At 62.5% G+C, this 13,613-nt stretch carries 13 protein-coding genes; 6 read left to right on the top strand and 7 right to left on the bottom strand.

Annotated elements, in window-relative coordinates:
• Positions 1-111: 111 nt before the first annotated feature.
• Positions 112-822, bottom strand: coding sequence for a tellurite resistance TerB family protein (locus AC07W7_RS11710; RefSeq protein WP_076962125.1), 711 nt, complete (start codon positions 820-822; stop codon positions 112-114).
• A 335-nt stretch (positions 823-1,157) separates the two neighbouring features.
• Here AC07W7_RS11710 and AC07W7_RS11705 point away from each other — a divergent pair, with 335 nt between their 5' ends.
• Positions 1,158-2,783: a glucan biosynthesis protein D gene (locus AC07W7_RS11705; protein ID WP_495039354.1), complete on the top strand. Its 1,626-nt coding sequence runs from the start codon at positions 1,158-1,160 to the stop codon at positions 2,781-2,783.
• Between the two features lie 48 nt (positions 2,784-2,831).
• Here AC07W7_RS11705 and AC07W7_RS11700 read toward each other — a convergent pair whose 3' ends face one another.
• Complete coding sequence (locus AC07W7_RS11700) at positions 2,832-3,017, bottom strand: hypothetical protein (protein ID WP_076962123.1); 186 nt, start codon at positions 3,015-3,017, stop codon at positions 2,832-2,834.
• 253 nt (positions 3,018-3,270) lie between these two features.
• Here AC07W7_RS11700 and AC07W7_RS11695 point away from each other — a divergent pair, with 253 nt between their 5' ends.
• The gene (locus AC07W7_RS11695; RefSeq protein WP_076962122.1) at positions 3,271-3,867 is read left to right on the top strand and encodes a TetR/AcrR family transcriptional regulator; all 597 of its coding nucleotides are present in this window, start codon (positions 3,271-3,273) and stop codon (positions 3,865-3,867) included.
• A 2-nt stretch (positions 3,868-3,869) separates the two neighbouring features.
• Positions 3,870-5,051 (top strand): DUF418 domain-containing protein, encoded by a 1,182-nt coding sequence (locus AC07W7_RS11690; protein WP_495039353.1) that lies wholly within the window; start codon positions 3,870-3,872, stop codon positions 5,049-5,051.
• 28 nt (positions 5,052-5,079) lie between these two features.
• Here the strand turns inward: AC07W7_RS11690 and AC07W7_RS11685 are convergent, their stop codons facing one another.
• The 3 genes from AC07W7_RS11685 to AC07W7_RS11675 form a co-directional block, all read right to left on the bottom strand.
• A complete protein-coding gene (locus AC07W7_RS11685; RefSeq protein WP_076962120.1) occupies positions 5,080-6,189 on the bottom strand; it encodes an NADH:flavin oxidoreductase/NADH oxidase in 1,110 nt (369 codons plus the stop codon).
• Positions 6,190-6,359: 170 nt separating this feature from the next.
• Positions 6,360-8,069, bottom strand: a complete 1,710-nt coding sequence (gene recJ / locus AC07W7_RS11680; RefSeq protein WP_495039352.1) for a single-stranded-DNA-specific exonuclease RecJ — start codon at positions 8,067-8,069, stop codon at positions 6,360-6,362.
• A gap of 207 nt (positions 8,070-8,276) precedes the next feature.
• A complete protein-coding gene (locus AC07W7_RS11675) occupies positions 8,277-8,819 on the bottom strand; it encodes a YaeQ family protein (protein ID WP_032858231.1) in 543 nt (180 codons plus the stop codon).
• 148 nt (positions 8,820-8,967) lie between these two features.
• Here AC07W7_RS11675 and AC07W7_RS11670 point away from each other — a divergent pair, with 148 nt between their 5' ends.
• Together AC07W7_RS11670 and AC07W7_RS11665 are read left to right on the top strand one after the other, a co-directional pair.
• Positions 8,968-10,167 (top strand): CaiB/BaiF CoA transferase family protein, encoded by a 1,200-nt coding sequence (locus tag AC07W7_RS11670; protein ID WP_099168196.1) that lies wholly within the window; start codon positions 8,968-8,970, stop codon positions 10,165-10,167.
• A 13-nt stretch (positions 10,168-10,180) separates the two neighbouring features.
• Positions 10,181-11,077, top strand: a complete 897-nt coding sequence (locus tag AC07W7_RS11665; protein WP_236309057.1) for a TIGR02285 family protein — start codon at positions 10,181-10,183, stop codon at positions 11,075-11,077.
• A 170-nt stretch (positions 11,078-11,247) separates the two neighbouring features.
• Here the strand turns inward: AC07W7_RS11665 and AC07W7_RS11660 are convergent, their stop codons facing one another.
• Entirely contained in the window at positions 11,248-11,532 is a 285-nt protein-coding gene (locus AC07W7_RS11660; RefSeq protein WP_090412780.1) for a DUF3509 domain-containing protein, read from the bottom strand.
• A 170-nt stretch (positions 11,533-11,702) separates the two neighbouring features.
• On the opposite strand from AC07W7_RS11660, the gene AC07W7_RS11655 reads away from it, so the two are divergent.
• Positions 11,703-12,365, top strand: a complete 663-nt coding sequence (locus AC07W7_RS11655; protein WP_099168195.1) for a response regulator — start codon at positions 11,703-11,705, stop codon at positions 12,363-12,365.
• A gap of 6 nt (positions 12,366-12,371) precedes the next feature.
• Here AC07W7_RS11655 and AC07W7_RS11650 read toward each other — a convergent pair whose 3' ends face one another.
• Positions 12,372-13,601 (bottom strand): EAL domain-containing response regulator, encoded by a 1,230-nt coding sequence (locus tag AC07W7_RS11650; protein ID WP_495039351.1) that lies wholly within the window; start codon positions 13,599-13,601, stop codon positions 12,372-12,374.
• Positions 13,602-13,613: the final 12 nt, after the last annotated feature.

Here is a 13,613-nt window from a genome sequence, read left to right as displayed (position 1 = left end):
GGGTTGTGGGCCAAGTCTCAAGGAATACAAAAACACCCCGCAACCTTGATGGCGGCGGGGTGTTTGATGTCGATCCTTCCCACGCTCTGCGTGGGAAGGATCAGCTGCAACTCATGCGGTGGCCTGGCGTACCTGTTTTTCCAGCTCGGCCTTGAGGCCCGGTTCCAACTTGAGCTGGCGGGCCAGTTCGTCGAGGTAGGACTTCTCCATAAAGTTTTCCTCGTCCACCAGCATCACACTGGCGATGTACATTTCGGCAGCCATTTCCGGGGTGCTGGCGGCGCGCGCCACATCGGTGGGGTCCAGGGGCTTGTTGAGTTCGGCATGCAGCCAGTGTTGCAGTTCCTGGTCGTTGTCCAGCTTGACGAATTCGCCTTCGATCAAGGCACGCTCGCGCTCGTCCACATGGCCATCGGCCTTGGCGGCGGCCACCAGGGCCTTGAGGATGGCCTGGCTATGCAGCTCGACCTGGGCCGGTGGCAGGCGGTCGAGGGTCTGCGGCTCGCCCTTGGGGGCGCCGGCCTGTTGTGCCTGCCAGTTGCCATAAGCCTTGTAGGCAATCACGCCCAATGCGGCAAGACCACCATAAGTCAGGGCTTTGCCGCCAAAATTCCGGGCTTTTTTGTTGCCCAGCAGCAGGCCCATGGCCCCGGCTGCCAACGCCCCGCCACCTGCGCCGCCGAGCAGGCTGCCGAGCCCGCCACCGCCGAGCAGGCCTCCCAGTGCGCCTTTGTCATCGCCTTTACGTTGACCGCCAGCCTTGTTTTGCAACATGTCCTGGCCGGACTTGAGCAACTGATCAAGCAATCCACGGGTATTCATTCATAGCCTCCAGAGACTTGGGTTCATAGGATCAATAGGCTCTCAGCGTAAAACTAAGTGCCAATATTCCTGGATATAGAGTGCTTCCAGATGTAACTCAATTGGCAGGGGCCCCGACAGCCTGCCTGATCGGTGACGCCCCCACAGACACGTCTTGTTTCATATCCAACGCTATCATCCCGCCATCAATCAATTTTCCTTCCCCAGCGAACCCCTTAAGCTATCGGGCATCTGTTTAATGTCCGTTGCGTTTGGCCGAAGGCATGTCCGAACCGTAATTTCTGATCCAGCACGCGCCAGGAACGGCACGGGATTGCTCACCACAGGTTGTATTTATGCACCGCAGGAATTTGCTCAAAGCGTCCATGGCCATCGCGGCCTACACCGGGCTGTCGGCCAGTGGCCTGCTGGCCGCCCAGGCCTGGGCCGGGAATCGTGCCGCCGATGGCGATGCCAAGGCGTTCGACTTCGACTGGCTCAAGCGGCAGGCCAAGCAACTGGCCGGCAAACAGTACCAGGACACCCGCCAGGTGCTGCCGCCAACCCTGGCGACCATGACCCCGCAGAATTTCAATGCCATTGGCTACGACGGCAACCATTCGCTGTGGAAAGACCTCAAAGGCCAGCTGGACGTGCAGTTTTTCCACGTCGGCATGGGTTTCAAGACCCCGGTGCGCATGCACAGTGTCGACCCCAAGACCCGCCAGGCGCGGGAGGTGCATTTCCGCCCGTCGCTGTTCAACTATGAAAAAACCACGGTCGATACAAAGCAGCTCAAGGGCGACCTGGGGTTTTCCGGCTTCAAGCTGTTCAAGGCCCCGGAACTGGACCGCCACGACGTGGTGTCTTTCCTCGGCGCCAGCTATTTCCGCGCGGTGGATAACACCGGCCAGTACGGCCTTTCGGCGCGCGGCCTGGCCATCGACACCTACGCCAGCAAACGCGAAGAATTCCCCGATTTCACCCAGTTCTGGTTCGAGACGCCGGACAAGGACAGCACCCGTTTCGTGGTCTACGCCCTGCTCGACTCACCGAGCGCCACCGGGGCCTATCGCTTTGACATCGACTGCCAGGCGACCCAGGTGGTGATGGCCATCGATGCCCATATCAATGCGCGCACCGCGATCCAGCAGATGGGCATCGCGCCGATGACCAGTATGTTCAGTTGCGGCACCCATGAGCGGCGCATGTGCGACACCATTCACCCGCAAATCCACGATTCCGACCGCCTGGCAATGTGGCGCGGCAACGGCGAGTGGATCTGCCGGCCGCTGAACAACCCGGCCACCCTGCAGTTCAATGCCTTCGCCGATAAAGACCCGAAAGGTTTCGGCCTGGTGCAGACCGACCATGAGTTCGCCAGCTACCAGGACACCGTCGATTGGTACAGCAAGCGCCCGAGCCTGTGGGTGGAGCCGACCACGGCATGGGGCGAAGGCTCTATCGACCTGTTGGAAATTCCTACCACCGGCGAGACCATGGACAACATCGTCGCCTTCTGGTCGCCCAAAAAACCGGTGGCCGCCGGTGATTCCCTGAACTTTGGCTACAAGCTCTACTGGAGCGCCCTGCCCCCGGTCAGCACGCCGCTGGCGCAAGTCAATGCGACCCGTTCCGGCATGGGCGGTTTCACCGAAGGCTGGGCGCCGGGCGAGCATTACCCGCCGGTCTGGGCCCGCCGCTTTGCCGTGGACTTCAAGGGCGGCGGCCTCGACCGCCTGCCCGCAGGCACCGGGATCGAGCCGGTGGTCACCTGCTCCCATGGCCAAGTGAAAGACTTCAGCGTGCTGGTGCTCGATGACATCAAGGGCTACCGCATCCTCTTCGACTGGTACCCGACCAGCGACAGCGTGGCGCCGGTGGAGATGCGCCTGTTCATTCGCACCAATGACCGCACCTTGAGTGAAACCTGGTTGTACCAGTACTTCCCGCCGGCACCGGACAAGCGCAAGTACAGCTGATGCCAAGCGTTCCCACGCGCATGGCGGCGTGGGAACGCCCTTGCCGGCTCAAAAGCGCGAAATACTCTTCATCGCGCCAATCAGATAGCGCATTGCAACCTGATCGTTTTCGGTCAAGGCACGGTACTGCTCCAGCAGTTGTGCCTCATCCGAACTCAACCGGCGGCCATGCAACGACAGCTTGCGGCTGAAAAAAAGCATCAGAACCCCTGCGACACCAATGGACTTGGCCATGGAATGTTTCTCCGTGTAATAAACAACAACTCCTGATGCCCATAACCCTGTCCGCGAAGTGCAATGCCTCAGCGAGCAAACAGACTGACTTCCTGGGCCAGAAGTCGTCTTACTCCAAGCGTAGAAACTATCCAGGCGCGTGTGAGATTTTTTTAGAGTATTCACTTAAATAATTACCTTGAAGCAAAAAGCTTGCGGAAAATTCTTACACCTCATAAATTGATTGACCGCTCAATTAATTAATGAGACAGGCATGCGCACCCCCGATCCCCAACAACGCGAAAGCAAACGCATGGCCCTGCTGGATGCGGCGTCCCAGTGTTTTGCCGAAGCCGGTTTTGTTGCCACGCGCACCGCCGATATCTGTGCCCTGGCCGGTATGAGTGCGGGCAATCTGTTCCACTATTTCGCCAGCAAGCATGAGGTGTTGCTGGCGCTGGTGGCCCGCGAAGGTGAAGAGATCCAACAGGCCATGGCGCCCTTGGCCAAGGCGGCTGATCCGCTGGCGCAGTTGCTGGCCTTCCTCGATCATGTCTGCCAGTTGGCCTGCGACCGCCACTACGCCGGCCTGGCGCTGGAAATTTCGGCCCTGGGCCATCGCGACGAAGCCGTCGCACGCCTGGTAAAAGCCAATGACCGCGCCCTGCGCGACGGCCTGGAAGCACTGGTGCGGGCGGCGGACAAGGCCGGGCAGTTGCACACCTCGTTGAGCGCACCCGAGGCGGCCAACTGGCTGGCCGCCTTGATCGATGGCATGTTCGCCCGCGTGGCGGCCGACCCGGACTTTCACCCCGCGCAGCAGACCCCGGTCCTGCAAGGCCTGGTGGTTCACCTGCTGCAAGGGCGCTGAATATGCCAGCCACGGCCAATGCCCGTTTGGTCCAGGTCGACGCACTGCGCGGGTTTGCCTTGCTCGGCATTCTCAGCGTCAATATCTGGGCCTTTGCCGACCCCTATTACGCCTCGACCGCCAGCAATCCAGCCTACGCCAGCCTGCTCGATCACGGGGTGCGGCTGCTGGTGGCCTTGCTGTTCGAGACCAAGTTCTACCTGCTGTTTTCCTTTTTGTTTGGCTACAGCTTCACCCTGCAAATGGCCGCCGCCGAGCGGGCCGAGGCCGCGTTCGTCCCACGTATGCTGCGCCGGCAACTGGCCCTGCTGGCATTGGGCCTGGCCCATGGCGCCCTACTGTATTACGGGGAGATTCTCTCGACTTATGCCCTGCTGGGCCTGGTGCTGCTGGCGGCCCGCAACCTGGCAGCGGCCCGCGCCCGGCGCTGGGCTATCGGCCTGGTAGTGGTCGCCTGCTCACTGTGGATGGTGTTGGGTATCTTGCAGGGGCTGGAAGGTGAATGGGTCGGCGCTGGCCACGACGAGGCCCAGGCAAAACTCGCGGCATTTTCCGCTGGGGCCCTGCAGACCCTGCAATTTCATAGCCGAGAGGTGTGGAACACCGTGCCCGCCTTATGGCTACTGCAAGGGCCCAGTGCCCTGGCGATGTTCCTGTTTGGCTATGCGGCCGGGCGACAGCAATGGCTGGCCTCGCCACAGGCCTGGGAACCCCGTGCCGGGCGCCTGCTGCTAATGACTGCCCCACTGGGCCTGCTCGGTGCGCTGGTCTACGCCCTGGCCGCCGCTTATAGACCGGGTGGCGGCCTGGAAACCTTTGCCTTCGGCCTCGGCCAACTGACGGCGCCGCTGCTCACAGCCGCTTATGGCCTAGGGATGCTGGCGCTGTTCAACACCCCCCGCGGCGCAAGGCTATGCGCGCGCCTGGCGCCGTTGGGCAAGATGGCCTTGAGCAATTACCTTATGCAATCGATCGTGCTCGGGCTGTTGTTCACCGGCTACGGCGCTGGCGGGATCAATCAGGTCGAGCCGTGGTTGTTGCTACCGATGGCGGCCACGATTTTTATCCTACAAATGTGGCTGAGCACGCACTGGCTACGCCGTCATCCATATGGGCCGTTCGAGTGGTTGTTGCGCGCCGCGACGTTGCTCGCCTGGCCACAGTGGCGACGCGAGGCCCGCTGACCCACCGGGCCAGCGGCGGCTGGGTGGGTTACTCGTTGCGCACATCCGACTCATGGATCGGCTGGTCGCGATGGGTGGCCCGCTGATATTGCGCCGGCCAGATCGCCTTGCGCCCGCCCAGGTCGTCATCGGCGTGCAGCGGCCAATACGGGTCACGCAGCAGTTCCCGGGCAAGGAAGATGATGTCGGCCTGGCAGGTACGCAGAATATGCTCGGCCTGGGCCGGCTCGGTAATCATGCCCACCGTGCCCGTGGCCATGCCGGACTCCTTGCGCACGCGCTCGGCAAAACGCGTCTGATAACCGGGCCCGATGGGGATTTCGGCATTGGCTGCGGTGCCACCGGAAGACACATCGATCAGGTCCACACCCAGGTCTTTGAGGCGGCGTGCCAGTTCCACGGTTTCGTCGGGGTTCCAGCCGTCCTCCACCCAGTCGGTGGCCGAGACGCGCACAAACAGCGGCAACTCTTGCGGCCACACGTCACGCACCGCCTGGGTGACTTGCAACACCAGGCGGATGCGGTTTTCAAAGGATCCGCCGTATTGATCCTGGCGCTGATTGCTCAGGGGCGAGAGAAATTGATGCAATAGATAACCATGGGCGGCATGGATTTCCACCACTTTGAAGCCGGCGGTCAGGGCACGCTTGGCGGCGGCCACGAAATCGCCGATCACCTGCTGGATTTGCCCTGCGTCCAACTGCCGGGGCGCGGTGTGCTGCGGGTCAAAGGCGATCGGCGACGGACCTACCGGCACCCAGCCACCGTCTGCGGGCTTGACGCTGCCGTGCTTGCCGATCCACGGCCGATGGGTGCTGGCCTTGCGCCCGGCGTGGGCCAGTTGAATGCCCGCCACCGCGCCCTGGGCGCTGATAAAGCGGGTGATGCGCTGCAGCGGTTCAATCTGGGCGTCGTTCCACAGCCCCAGGTCCTGGGCGGTGATGCGGCCATCGGCGGTCACCGCGGTGGCTTCGCTGAAAACCAGCCCGGCGCCGCCGACGGCGCGGCTGCCCAGGTGCACCAGGTGCCAGTCGTTGGCCAGGCCATCGACGGCCGAGTACTGGCACATTGGCGACACGGCAATGCGGTTGAGCAGGGTCAATTGGCGCAGGGTATAGGGTTCAAGCAACAGACTCATGGGGCACCTCTTCTCGTATCCGGTGGGCATTGGCTCCAGGGTGCTGTCTGACCGGTGCGCGTGACGAGAAGATGAAAAGCCCGTCCCCTCCGGGCTAAAAAACAGACAAGGTCACAAGACCAATCACACAGTGCTTAGAGACTAGTCGACAACCGGGGATTGCACAGGGTTCAGCGCGGCTCGATGTGGGCAATCATCAATTGCACGGTTTCCTGGCCACGGAATTCATTGACGTCCAGCTTGTAGGCCAGCTCCACCCAGCGAATGGTCGGGTTCGGCCACACTTCTCGGTCGATGCCAAAGGCAATGCCATCGAGCTTCACCGCACCGCACTCACTCTTGAGCACCACCTTGAGGTGACGCTCGCCCACCACCCGTTGCTCCACCAGTTGAAAAACCCCGTGAAACAGCGGCTCGGGAAAGTGTTGGCCCCAAGGCCCGGCGTTGCGCAGGGCGCGGGCCAGTTCCAGGTGGAATTCTTCCACGGCCAAGGTGCCATCGGACAGCAGGCGCCCGGTGAGGTCTTCTTCACGCAGTTGCCGGCGCACTTCGGCGTCGAAGGCTTGGGCGAACAACGGGAAGTTGGCTTCAGGCAAGGTCAGGCCCGCCGCCATGGCGTGGCCGCCGTATTTGGCGATCAGGTTCGGGTGCTGGCTGGCCACCACGGCCAGGGCATCACGGATATGAAAGCCCGGCACCGAACGCCCAGAGCCCTTGAGCAGGCCATCACCGGCATCGGCAAAGGCGATGGTCGGGCGGAAATAGCGCTCTTTCATCCGCGAGGCGAGGATCCCGATGACACCCTGGTGCCACTCCGGGTCGAACAGGCACAGGCCAAATGGCATCGACTCCAGCGGCAAGTCCTTGAGCTGAGCCAGGGCTTCGCGCTGCATGCCCTGCTCGATGGCCTTGCGGTCTTGGTTCATGCCGTCCAGTTGCGCGGCCATTTCCCGGGCCTGGGCGAAGTCGCTGGTGAGCAGGCATTCGATGCCCAGGCTCATGTCATCCAGGCGCCCGGCCGCGTTGAGCCGTGGGCCGAGGATAAAGCCCAGGTCGGTGGAGGTGATGCGCGCGTGGTCGCGCTTGGCCACTTCCAGGATCGCCTTGATCCCCGGCCGCGCACGCCCGGCGCGGATCCGCTCCAGGCCCTGGTAGACCAGGATGCGGTTATTGGCATCCAGCGGCACCACGTCGGCCACGCTGCCCAGGGCCACCAGGTCGAGCAATTCGCCGATATTGGGCTGCGGCTGCTTGTCGTACCAGCCCAGGCTGCGCAGGCGCGCGCGCAAGGCCATCAGCACGTAGAAAATCACCCCCACACCGGCCAGGGCCTTACTGGGGAAACCGCAGCCGGGCTGGTTCGGGTTGACGATGGCATCGGCCGCCGGCAGTTCATCGCCGGGTAAGTGGTGGTCGGTGACCAGCACCTTGAGGCCCGCCGCCTTCGCCGCCGCCACGCCTTCGACACTGGAGATGCCGTTGTCCACGGTGATCAGCAACTGCGGCTCACGCTGCAAGGCCACGGCAACGATTTCCGGGGTCAGGCCGTAGCCGTATTCAAAGCGGTTGGGCACCAGGTAATCCACATGGGCCGCCCCAAGCAAGCGCAGGCCGAGGGTGCCCACGGTGCTGGCGGTGGCGCCATCGGCGTCGAAGTCACCGACGATCAGGATGCGCTGGCGCTGCTCCAGGGCCGTCACCAGCAAGTCCACGGCAGCCTCGATCCCTTTGAGCTGCTGATAGGGAATCAGCCGCGCCAGGCTCTTATCCAGCTCATCCTGCGAGGTCACGCCACGGGCGGCGTAGAGACGGGTCAGCAACGGTGGCAATTCACCGAGGAACGGCAGGACAGCGGGCAATGGGCGGGGATCGATGCGCATGGGGTGATGAGGGCTTCTGTGCAATACAACGGTTAAAAAACACTACGAGTAACGACGAACATCAACGGTGTGTGGGGGGCTTGGGTGGGAGCGGGCTTGCCCGCGATTGCGGTGGATCAGTTAAAGATAAGCCGACTGACACATCGCTATCGCGGGCAAGCCCGCTCCCACACAAGCTAGCTCCCACACAAACCCGTCCTGACATCATCAGCCGCGTTCGCCGACCAGCCATTGCAGCTGCACTTCGTGCTGGCCGCGGTCGTCGGTGACGAAGATCGTGCCTTCGCTGATCATCACGTCCCACTTGATCACCCGGGGCATGTCCTTGGCCAGGGTCTCCAGGACCTCCTGGGGCACGGCGGCGATGTGCACGTTTTTCAGGTTGTTGGCCACCGGCACCACCTTGCCTTCCCACACCCGCAGGCTACCGTAGGCCAGCAGGCTGGTGCGCTCGGTACGGCGCGAACACCAGGTCAGGCGGTCGGCATCGGGCTGGCCGACTTCGATCCAGTGCAAAACCCGATCATCCAGGCTTTTTTCCCACAGGGCTGGCTCGTCTACATCTGACAGTCCACGACCAAACGACAACTGCTCGTTGTACCAAAGGGCGTAGGCCAGCAAACGCACGGTCATGCGTTCTTCGGTTTCCGAGGGGTGACGGGCGATGGTTTGCTTGACGCTCTCGTACACCGAACGATCGAGGTCGGTCAGGTTGAGTTCAAACTTGTAGGTCGTGGACGGCTGGGCCATGAACGGACTTCTAGAGACTGGGAAAGGCGGCCAGTCTAACCGATGGCGGGGCCATTCAACGAATCCTGCGCGCCATCATCCTTATCCCTGCACCGCTCGCCTATGTTAAAAGGCAATACACACCTTCCCGCGCTTGTTAAGGAGCCTCATGTCGTTTACCGCCAAACCGCTTGCCGGCCTGAAAGTCATCGAACTGGGCACCCTGATCGCCGGCCCGTTCGCCTCGCGCATTTGCGCCGAGTTCGGCGCCCAGGTGATCAAGGTCGAATCCCCCGACGGCGGCGACCCGCTGCGCAAATGGCGCAAGCTGTATGAAGGCACCTCGCTGTGGTGGTTTGTCCAGGCACGCAATAAACAGTCCCTGACCCTGAACCTCAAGCACCCGGACGGCCTGGCGATCCTCAAGCAACTGCTGGCAGACGCCGATATCCTGATCGAGAATTTCCGCCCCGGCGTCCTGGAAAAACTCGGCCTGGACTGGGACACCCTGCACGCCCTCAACCCCAAGCTGGTGATGGTGCGGCTCTCGGGCTTTGGCCAGACCGGGCCGATGAAGGATCAACCGGGCTTCGGCGCGGTCGGTGAATCCATGGGCGGCCTGCGCTATATCACCGGGTTCGAGGACCGCCCGCCGGTGCGCACCGGGATTTCCATCGGCGACTCCATCGCCGCGCTGTGGGCGGTGATTGGCGCGCTCATGGCCTTGCGCCATCGCGAGGTCAACGGTGGCCTCGGCCAGGTGGTGGATGTGGCGCTGTACGAAGCGATCTTCGCGATGATGGAAAGCATGATCCCCGAGTTCGATGTGTTCGGGTTTATCCGCGAGCGCACCGGCAACATCATGCCGGGCATTACCCCGTCATCGATCCATACCACCTGCGACGGCAAGCATGTGCAGATTGGCGCCAATGGCGATGCGATCTTCCAGCGCTTCATGCTGGCCATTGGCCGCGAGGACCTGGCCAATGACCCGCAACTGGCCAGCAACGATGGCCGCGATAGCCGGCGCGACGAGTTGTACGGCGTGATCGACCGCTGGGTCAACAGCTTGCCACTGGCCCAGGTGGTGGAGCAGTTGAACCTGGCCCAGGTGCCTGCCAGCCGGATCTACAGCGCCGAAGATATGCTCGGCGACCCGCAATACCTGGCCCGGGAAATGTTCCTCAAGGCCCAGTTGCCCGACGGCAAGGATTTCAAGATGCCCGGCATCGTGCCCAAGCTTTCCGACACCCCAGGCAGTTGCGAGTGGGTCGGGCCGCAGCTGGGCGAGCACAATGCCGTGATCCTGCAAGCTCTGGGCTACGACAGCAGCGCCGTGGCCCGTTTGCGCAAGGATGGCGCGATCTGATGCCGTGCGGAGCATGCTCAAGATAATGGCCGGCCGTTGCATCAGGGCGCTGCGGCGCTTATGGCTTATTACCCCGCTGCTTGGGGCGCTGCCGCTATCGACCCAGGCGCAAGAGACCTTGACCTGGCTGGTGCGCGACCTGCCGCCGATGACTATTTTGGAGGGGCCGCAAAAGGGCCAGGGCAGTGTGGATAAGCTGCTGCCGTTGTTGATTGAGCACCTGCCGCAGTACCGCCATCAGATCCTGCATGTCAACCGCGCCCGCGGCATGCAAATGCTGCTGGCGCCCTCCTTCACCTGCGACCCGTCGTTGGTGTGGACGCCGGCGCGGGCAAAAACCATCGTTTTTTCAGGGCCGGCGTTTGCGATGTTAAGCAATGGCATTGCGATCCGCCGCAATCAGCAGGACGCCCTGGCGCCCTATGTGGCCGATGGCACGTTCGATCTGGCGAAGTTGCTCCAGGCGCAGCAGTTGCGTCTTGGGGTCGTTGCCGAACGCAGCTACGGCCCCGGTGTCGATGAACAGTTGAGCCACGCCGACCCGCGCTGGCTGGCGCCGCATTACGGCAACGATGCCCTGGGCAGCCTGTTGCAGATGCAGCGCCTGGGAAGGTTGGAGGCGGTGCTGGGGTACTGGACGGAAATCCGCTACCAGGCCGCGCAACAAGGCATGGATCCCCAGGACCTGCTGTTCTATCCGATCAAGGGCATGCCGCGCTATCAGCGCATCCATATCGGTTGCTCGAACACCGCGCTGGGGCGCCAGGCCATCAGCTATATCAACCGCGAGTTGCAGAATATTCCACAGGAGGCGCTGCTTGAGTCCTACGCCAACGGGCTGGACCCGCTCAAGCGCGCGCAATACCTCAAGGACAACCCGAGTTTTTTCAGCGAAACACCGCTGCCGTGATAAATCCCAGGCAAAAAGAAACCCCGAGCAGTGGGGAGACAACTCGGGGTTAAACGTGGCCTACAAAGACCAGTACAACAAGCTACAAGCACCGGAGCACAATGCTTGATCTTGCTGTTACAGGGTCTGACTCACCCTCCTGTAGGAAGGTTCCAAAGATAAAAACTTCTTCATGCCTGAGCGGTGGCGCGCGTCTGGGCCGCGTTGCGCAAGGCCGCGATCACCGAGGGTTCCAGGCGCCCTTCGGCGATTTTCAGGTCGCGGTGCAGGCAGTCCACCACGTCCACCAGGGCGCGCTTGTCGCTCAACTGTGCACGATCCACTTCGCGTTCGACCACGATAGCGCCCGTCGGGCTCTTTACCGTCACCAGGCACTCGCCGTGTACACCCGAGGCAGTCAGCGTGACCTGATAAGGGCTCAGCGCTTCGCCGAGCAATAGGCTGATACTTTCCATCTCGATCACCACTCAATATGGGAAAACAAAAAACCCGCCATCTGTAGGAGCATCGCGCAAAGCACAAAGTTCGCCTTTGTGCCGAACCTATCGAGCATGCATGGCAAAGATGACAGAGAGAAAACAGCCGCCAACAGGCTAGAATCTCCTGATTATTGCCGGAGTCCACCGTGAGAGACGCGTCTGAACAGCCCTTGCGCATTGTCATTGCCGACGATCATCCGATTTTCCTTATCGGTCTGCGGGCAGTGCTGGAGCGCGACGAGCAGGTGCGCATCGTCGGCGAGGCCAACTCGCCCCAGGCCCTGGCCGCCCTGCTGCAACACTGCCCCTGCGATGTGCTGGTCACCGATTTCATGATGCCAGCCGAACCCCAGGCCGACGGCCTGCGCCTGATCGAACACCTGCGCCGACATTACCCGGACCTGCCCATCGTGGTGGTGACCATGCTCAATAACGCCGGCCTGTTTCACTCGATCCTGGAACTGGGGGTCATGGGCCTGTTGAGCAAGGCCAGCCTGGCCGACGAATTGCCCGAGGCCATCGACCAGGTGCGCCAGCAGCGGCCCTATGTCGCCCGGACCATTCAACAGGCGCTGGCCCTGGCCGGCGCAGTGGGGGCTGACCGCCTGCACTCGCAGCACCAGTTGTCACCCCGGGAACTGGAAGTGATCCGCCTGCTGGCGGGTGGCAAGACAGTGGGCGAGATTGCCACGCACCTCAACCGCAGCAAGCAGACCGTCAGCGCACAGAAAGTCAGTGCCATGCGCAAGCTGGGGCTGATCAGCGATGCCGCGTTGTTCATCTATGTGCAGGAACACGGGCTGGCCTAGGTTTGCCTACAATGCAATTGCGGCAGATTGCGCCAGCCAGTGTTGCAGCACCTGGGCACTCATCGGGTGGGCGATCAGGCAACCCTGCAGCCACGCCGGCCCCAGGGCGCGCACCGCGTCACGGTCGGCGGGGGTTTCAATCCCGGTCACCACCACGCTGACGCCCAGGTGCCCGGCCATGCTCATGGCCCCGGCGACCACCGCACACTTGCGCTCGTCCCCCGCCATCCCGCTGGCAAACGCCGGGGGAATCTTCAGTTCGGTGAACGGCAACTCCAACAAGCGTTGCAGGCTGGTCCCGCCGATGCCGAAATCGCCAATGGACAGCTTGCAACCGATCATCCGCAGGCGCAGCAAACCGGTGACATGGGCGCTGTCGGTCTTCAGGCGCGAGGTTTCCACCAGTTCCAGGGTCAGGTTGCGGGCGGGCACGGCGAAGCGCTGCAACAGCCCTTGCAGGGTGAGCGCAAAGTGCTCCTGCTCCAACAGCCGCCCGGGAATATTGACCGACACCGGCAGTTCCCGGCCCGTGTCCCGGGCCACCTGGGCGCAAAGGCGCAACACCTGTTGCAGCACGAACCAGGTAAAGGCCGGCTCCAGCCCCGCCAGTTCCAGCAGCGGCAGAAACTCGCTGGGCATCAACTGGCCATGATTCGGGTCTTGCCAGCGCGCCAGCGCCTCCACGCCTTGCAGATCACCGTCCTGATTGACGATGGGCTGGTAGCAGAGGCTGGCGTAACGCTCGATGGCGGCTTCGCCGACCTCGGTGCACAGTGGCTGCGTCGCCAATTCGCTCACCCCCAGCATCTGGCACGCGCGCTCCCAGGACAAGGCCTGCGGGGTTGGCCGCAAGCGTTGTTGGCACGCATCGAGCATTTGCCCGATGGCGGTGGCGGAAGCCGGCTTGGGCATGCACCCCAGCACATTGAGCCCCGCCTGGCGCGCCATGCTTGCCACGCCGTCCAGTACATCGCGATCAGCGTCGCTCAACAGCACCAGGACCTGGGCCAGGCCCTGCTCGGCCATTTCGCGGATCAGCCCCAGTGAGTCGCCGTGCTCCAGGTACAGATCGCAGATGGCGATATCCACCGGGCCCTTGCTCGCCAGCGACTGGCGGGCGATCTCGACGCTTTCGGCCGTGAGTACGTTGAACACGCCGTTGGCATTGAGCATCTGGTGCAGGGCCATCAGTTGGAACGGGTGATCTTCGAGAATCAGGACTTTAAGTGAGCGCATGGAAAACTCTGG

The sequence above is a fragment of the Pseudomonas sp. GW821-FHT01D09 genome (assembly GCF_059422465.1).
This window is presented reverse-complemented; position numbering and strand designations above follow the sequence as displayed.

What these genes read in the sequence shown, in the direction of transcription:
- AC07W7_RS11685 (WP_076962120.1), bottom strand. Translation starts at nt 6,189, where the DNA reads ATGAGTCTGTTGCTTGAACCCTATACCCTGCGCCAATTGACCCTGCTC.
- AC07W7_RS11710 (WP_076962125.1), bottom strand. Translation starts at nt 822, where the DNA reads ATGAATACCCGTGGATTGCTTGATCAGTTGCTCAAGTCCGGCCAGGAC.
- AC07W7_RS11700 (WP_076962123.1), bottom strand. Translation starts at nt 3,017, where the DNA reads ATGGCCAAGTCCATTGGTGTCGCAGGGGTTCTGATGCTTTTTTTCAGC.
- AC07W7_RS11660 (WP_090412780.1), bottom strand. Translation starts at nt 11,532, where the DNA reads ATGGAAAGTATCAGCCTATTGCTCGGCGAAGCGCTGAGCCCTTATCAG.
- AC07W7_RS11695 (WP_076962122.1), top strand. Translation starts at nt 3,271, where the DNA reads ATGCGCACCCCCGATCCCCAACAACGCGAAAGCAAACGCATGGCCCTG.
- AC07W7_RS11690 (WP_495039353.1), top strand. Translation starts at nt 3,870, where the DNA reads ATGCCAGCCACGGCCAATGCCCGTTTGGTCCAGGTCGACGCACTGCGC.
- AC07W7_RS11665 (WP_236309057.1), top strand. Translation starts at nt 10,181, where the DNA reads ATGCTCAAGATAATGGCCGGCCGTTGCATCAGGGCGCTGCGGCGCTTA.
- AC07W7_RS11705 (WP_495039354.1), top strand. Translation starts at nt 1,158, where the DNA reads ATGCACCGCAGGAATTTGCTCAAAGCGTCCATGGCCATCGCGGCCTAC.
- AC07W7_RS11675 (WP_032858231.1), bottom strand. Translation starts at nt 8,819, where the DNA reads ATGGCCCAGCCGTCCACGACCTACAAGTTTGAACTCAACCTGACCGAC.
- recJ (WP_495039352.1), bottom strand. Translation starts at nt 8,069, where the DNA reads ATGCGCATCGATCCCCGCCCATTGCCCGCTGTCCTGCCGTTCCTCGGT.
- AC07W7_RS11670 (WP_099168196.1), top strand. Translation starts at nt 8,968, where the DNA reads ATGTCGTTTACCGCCAAACCGCTTGCCGGCCTGAAAGTCATCGAACTG.
- AC07W7_RS11650 (WP_495039351.1), bottom strand. Translation starts at nt 13,601, where the DNA reads ATGCGCTCACTTAAAGTCCTGATTCTCGAAGATCACCCGTTCCAACTG.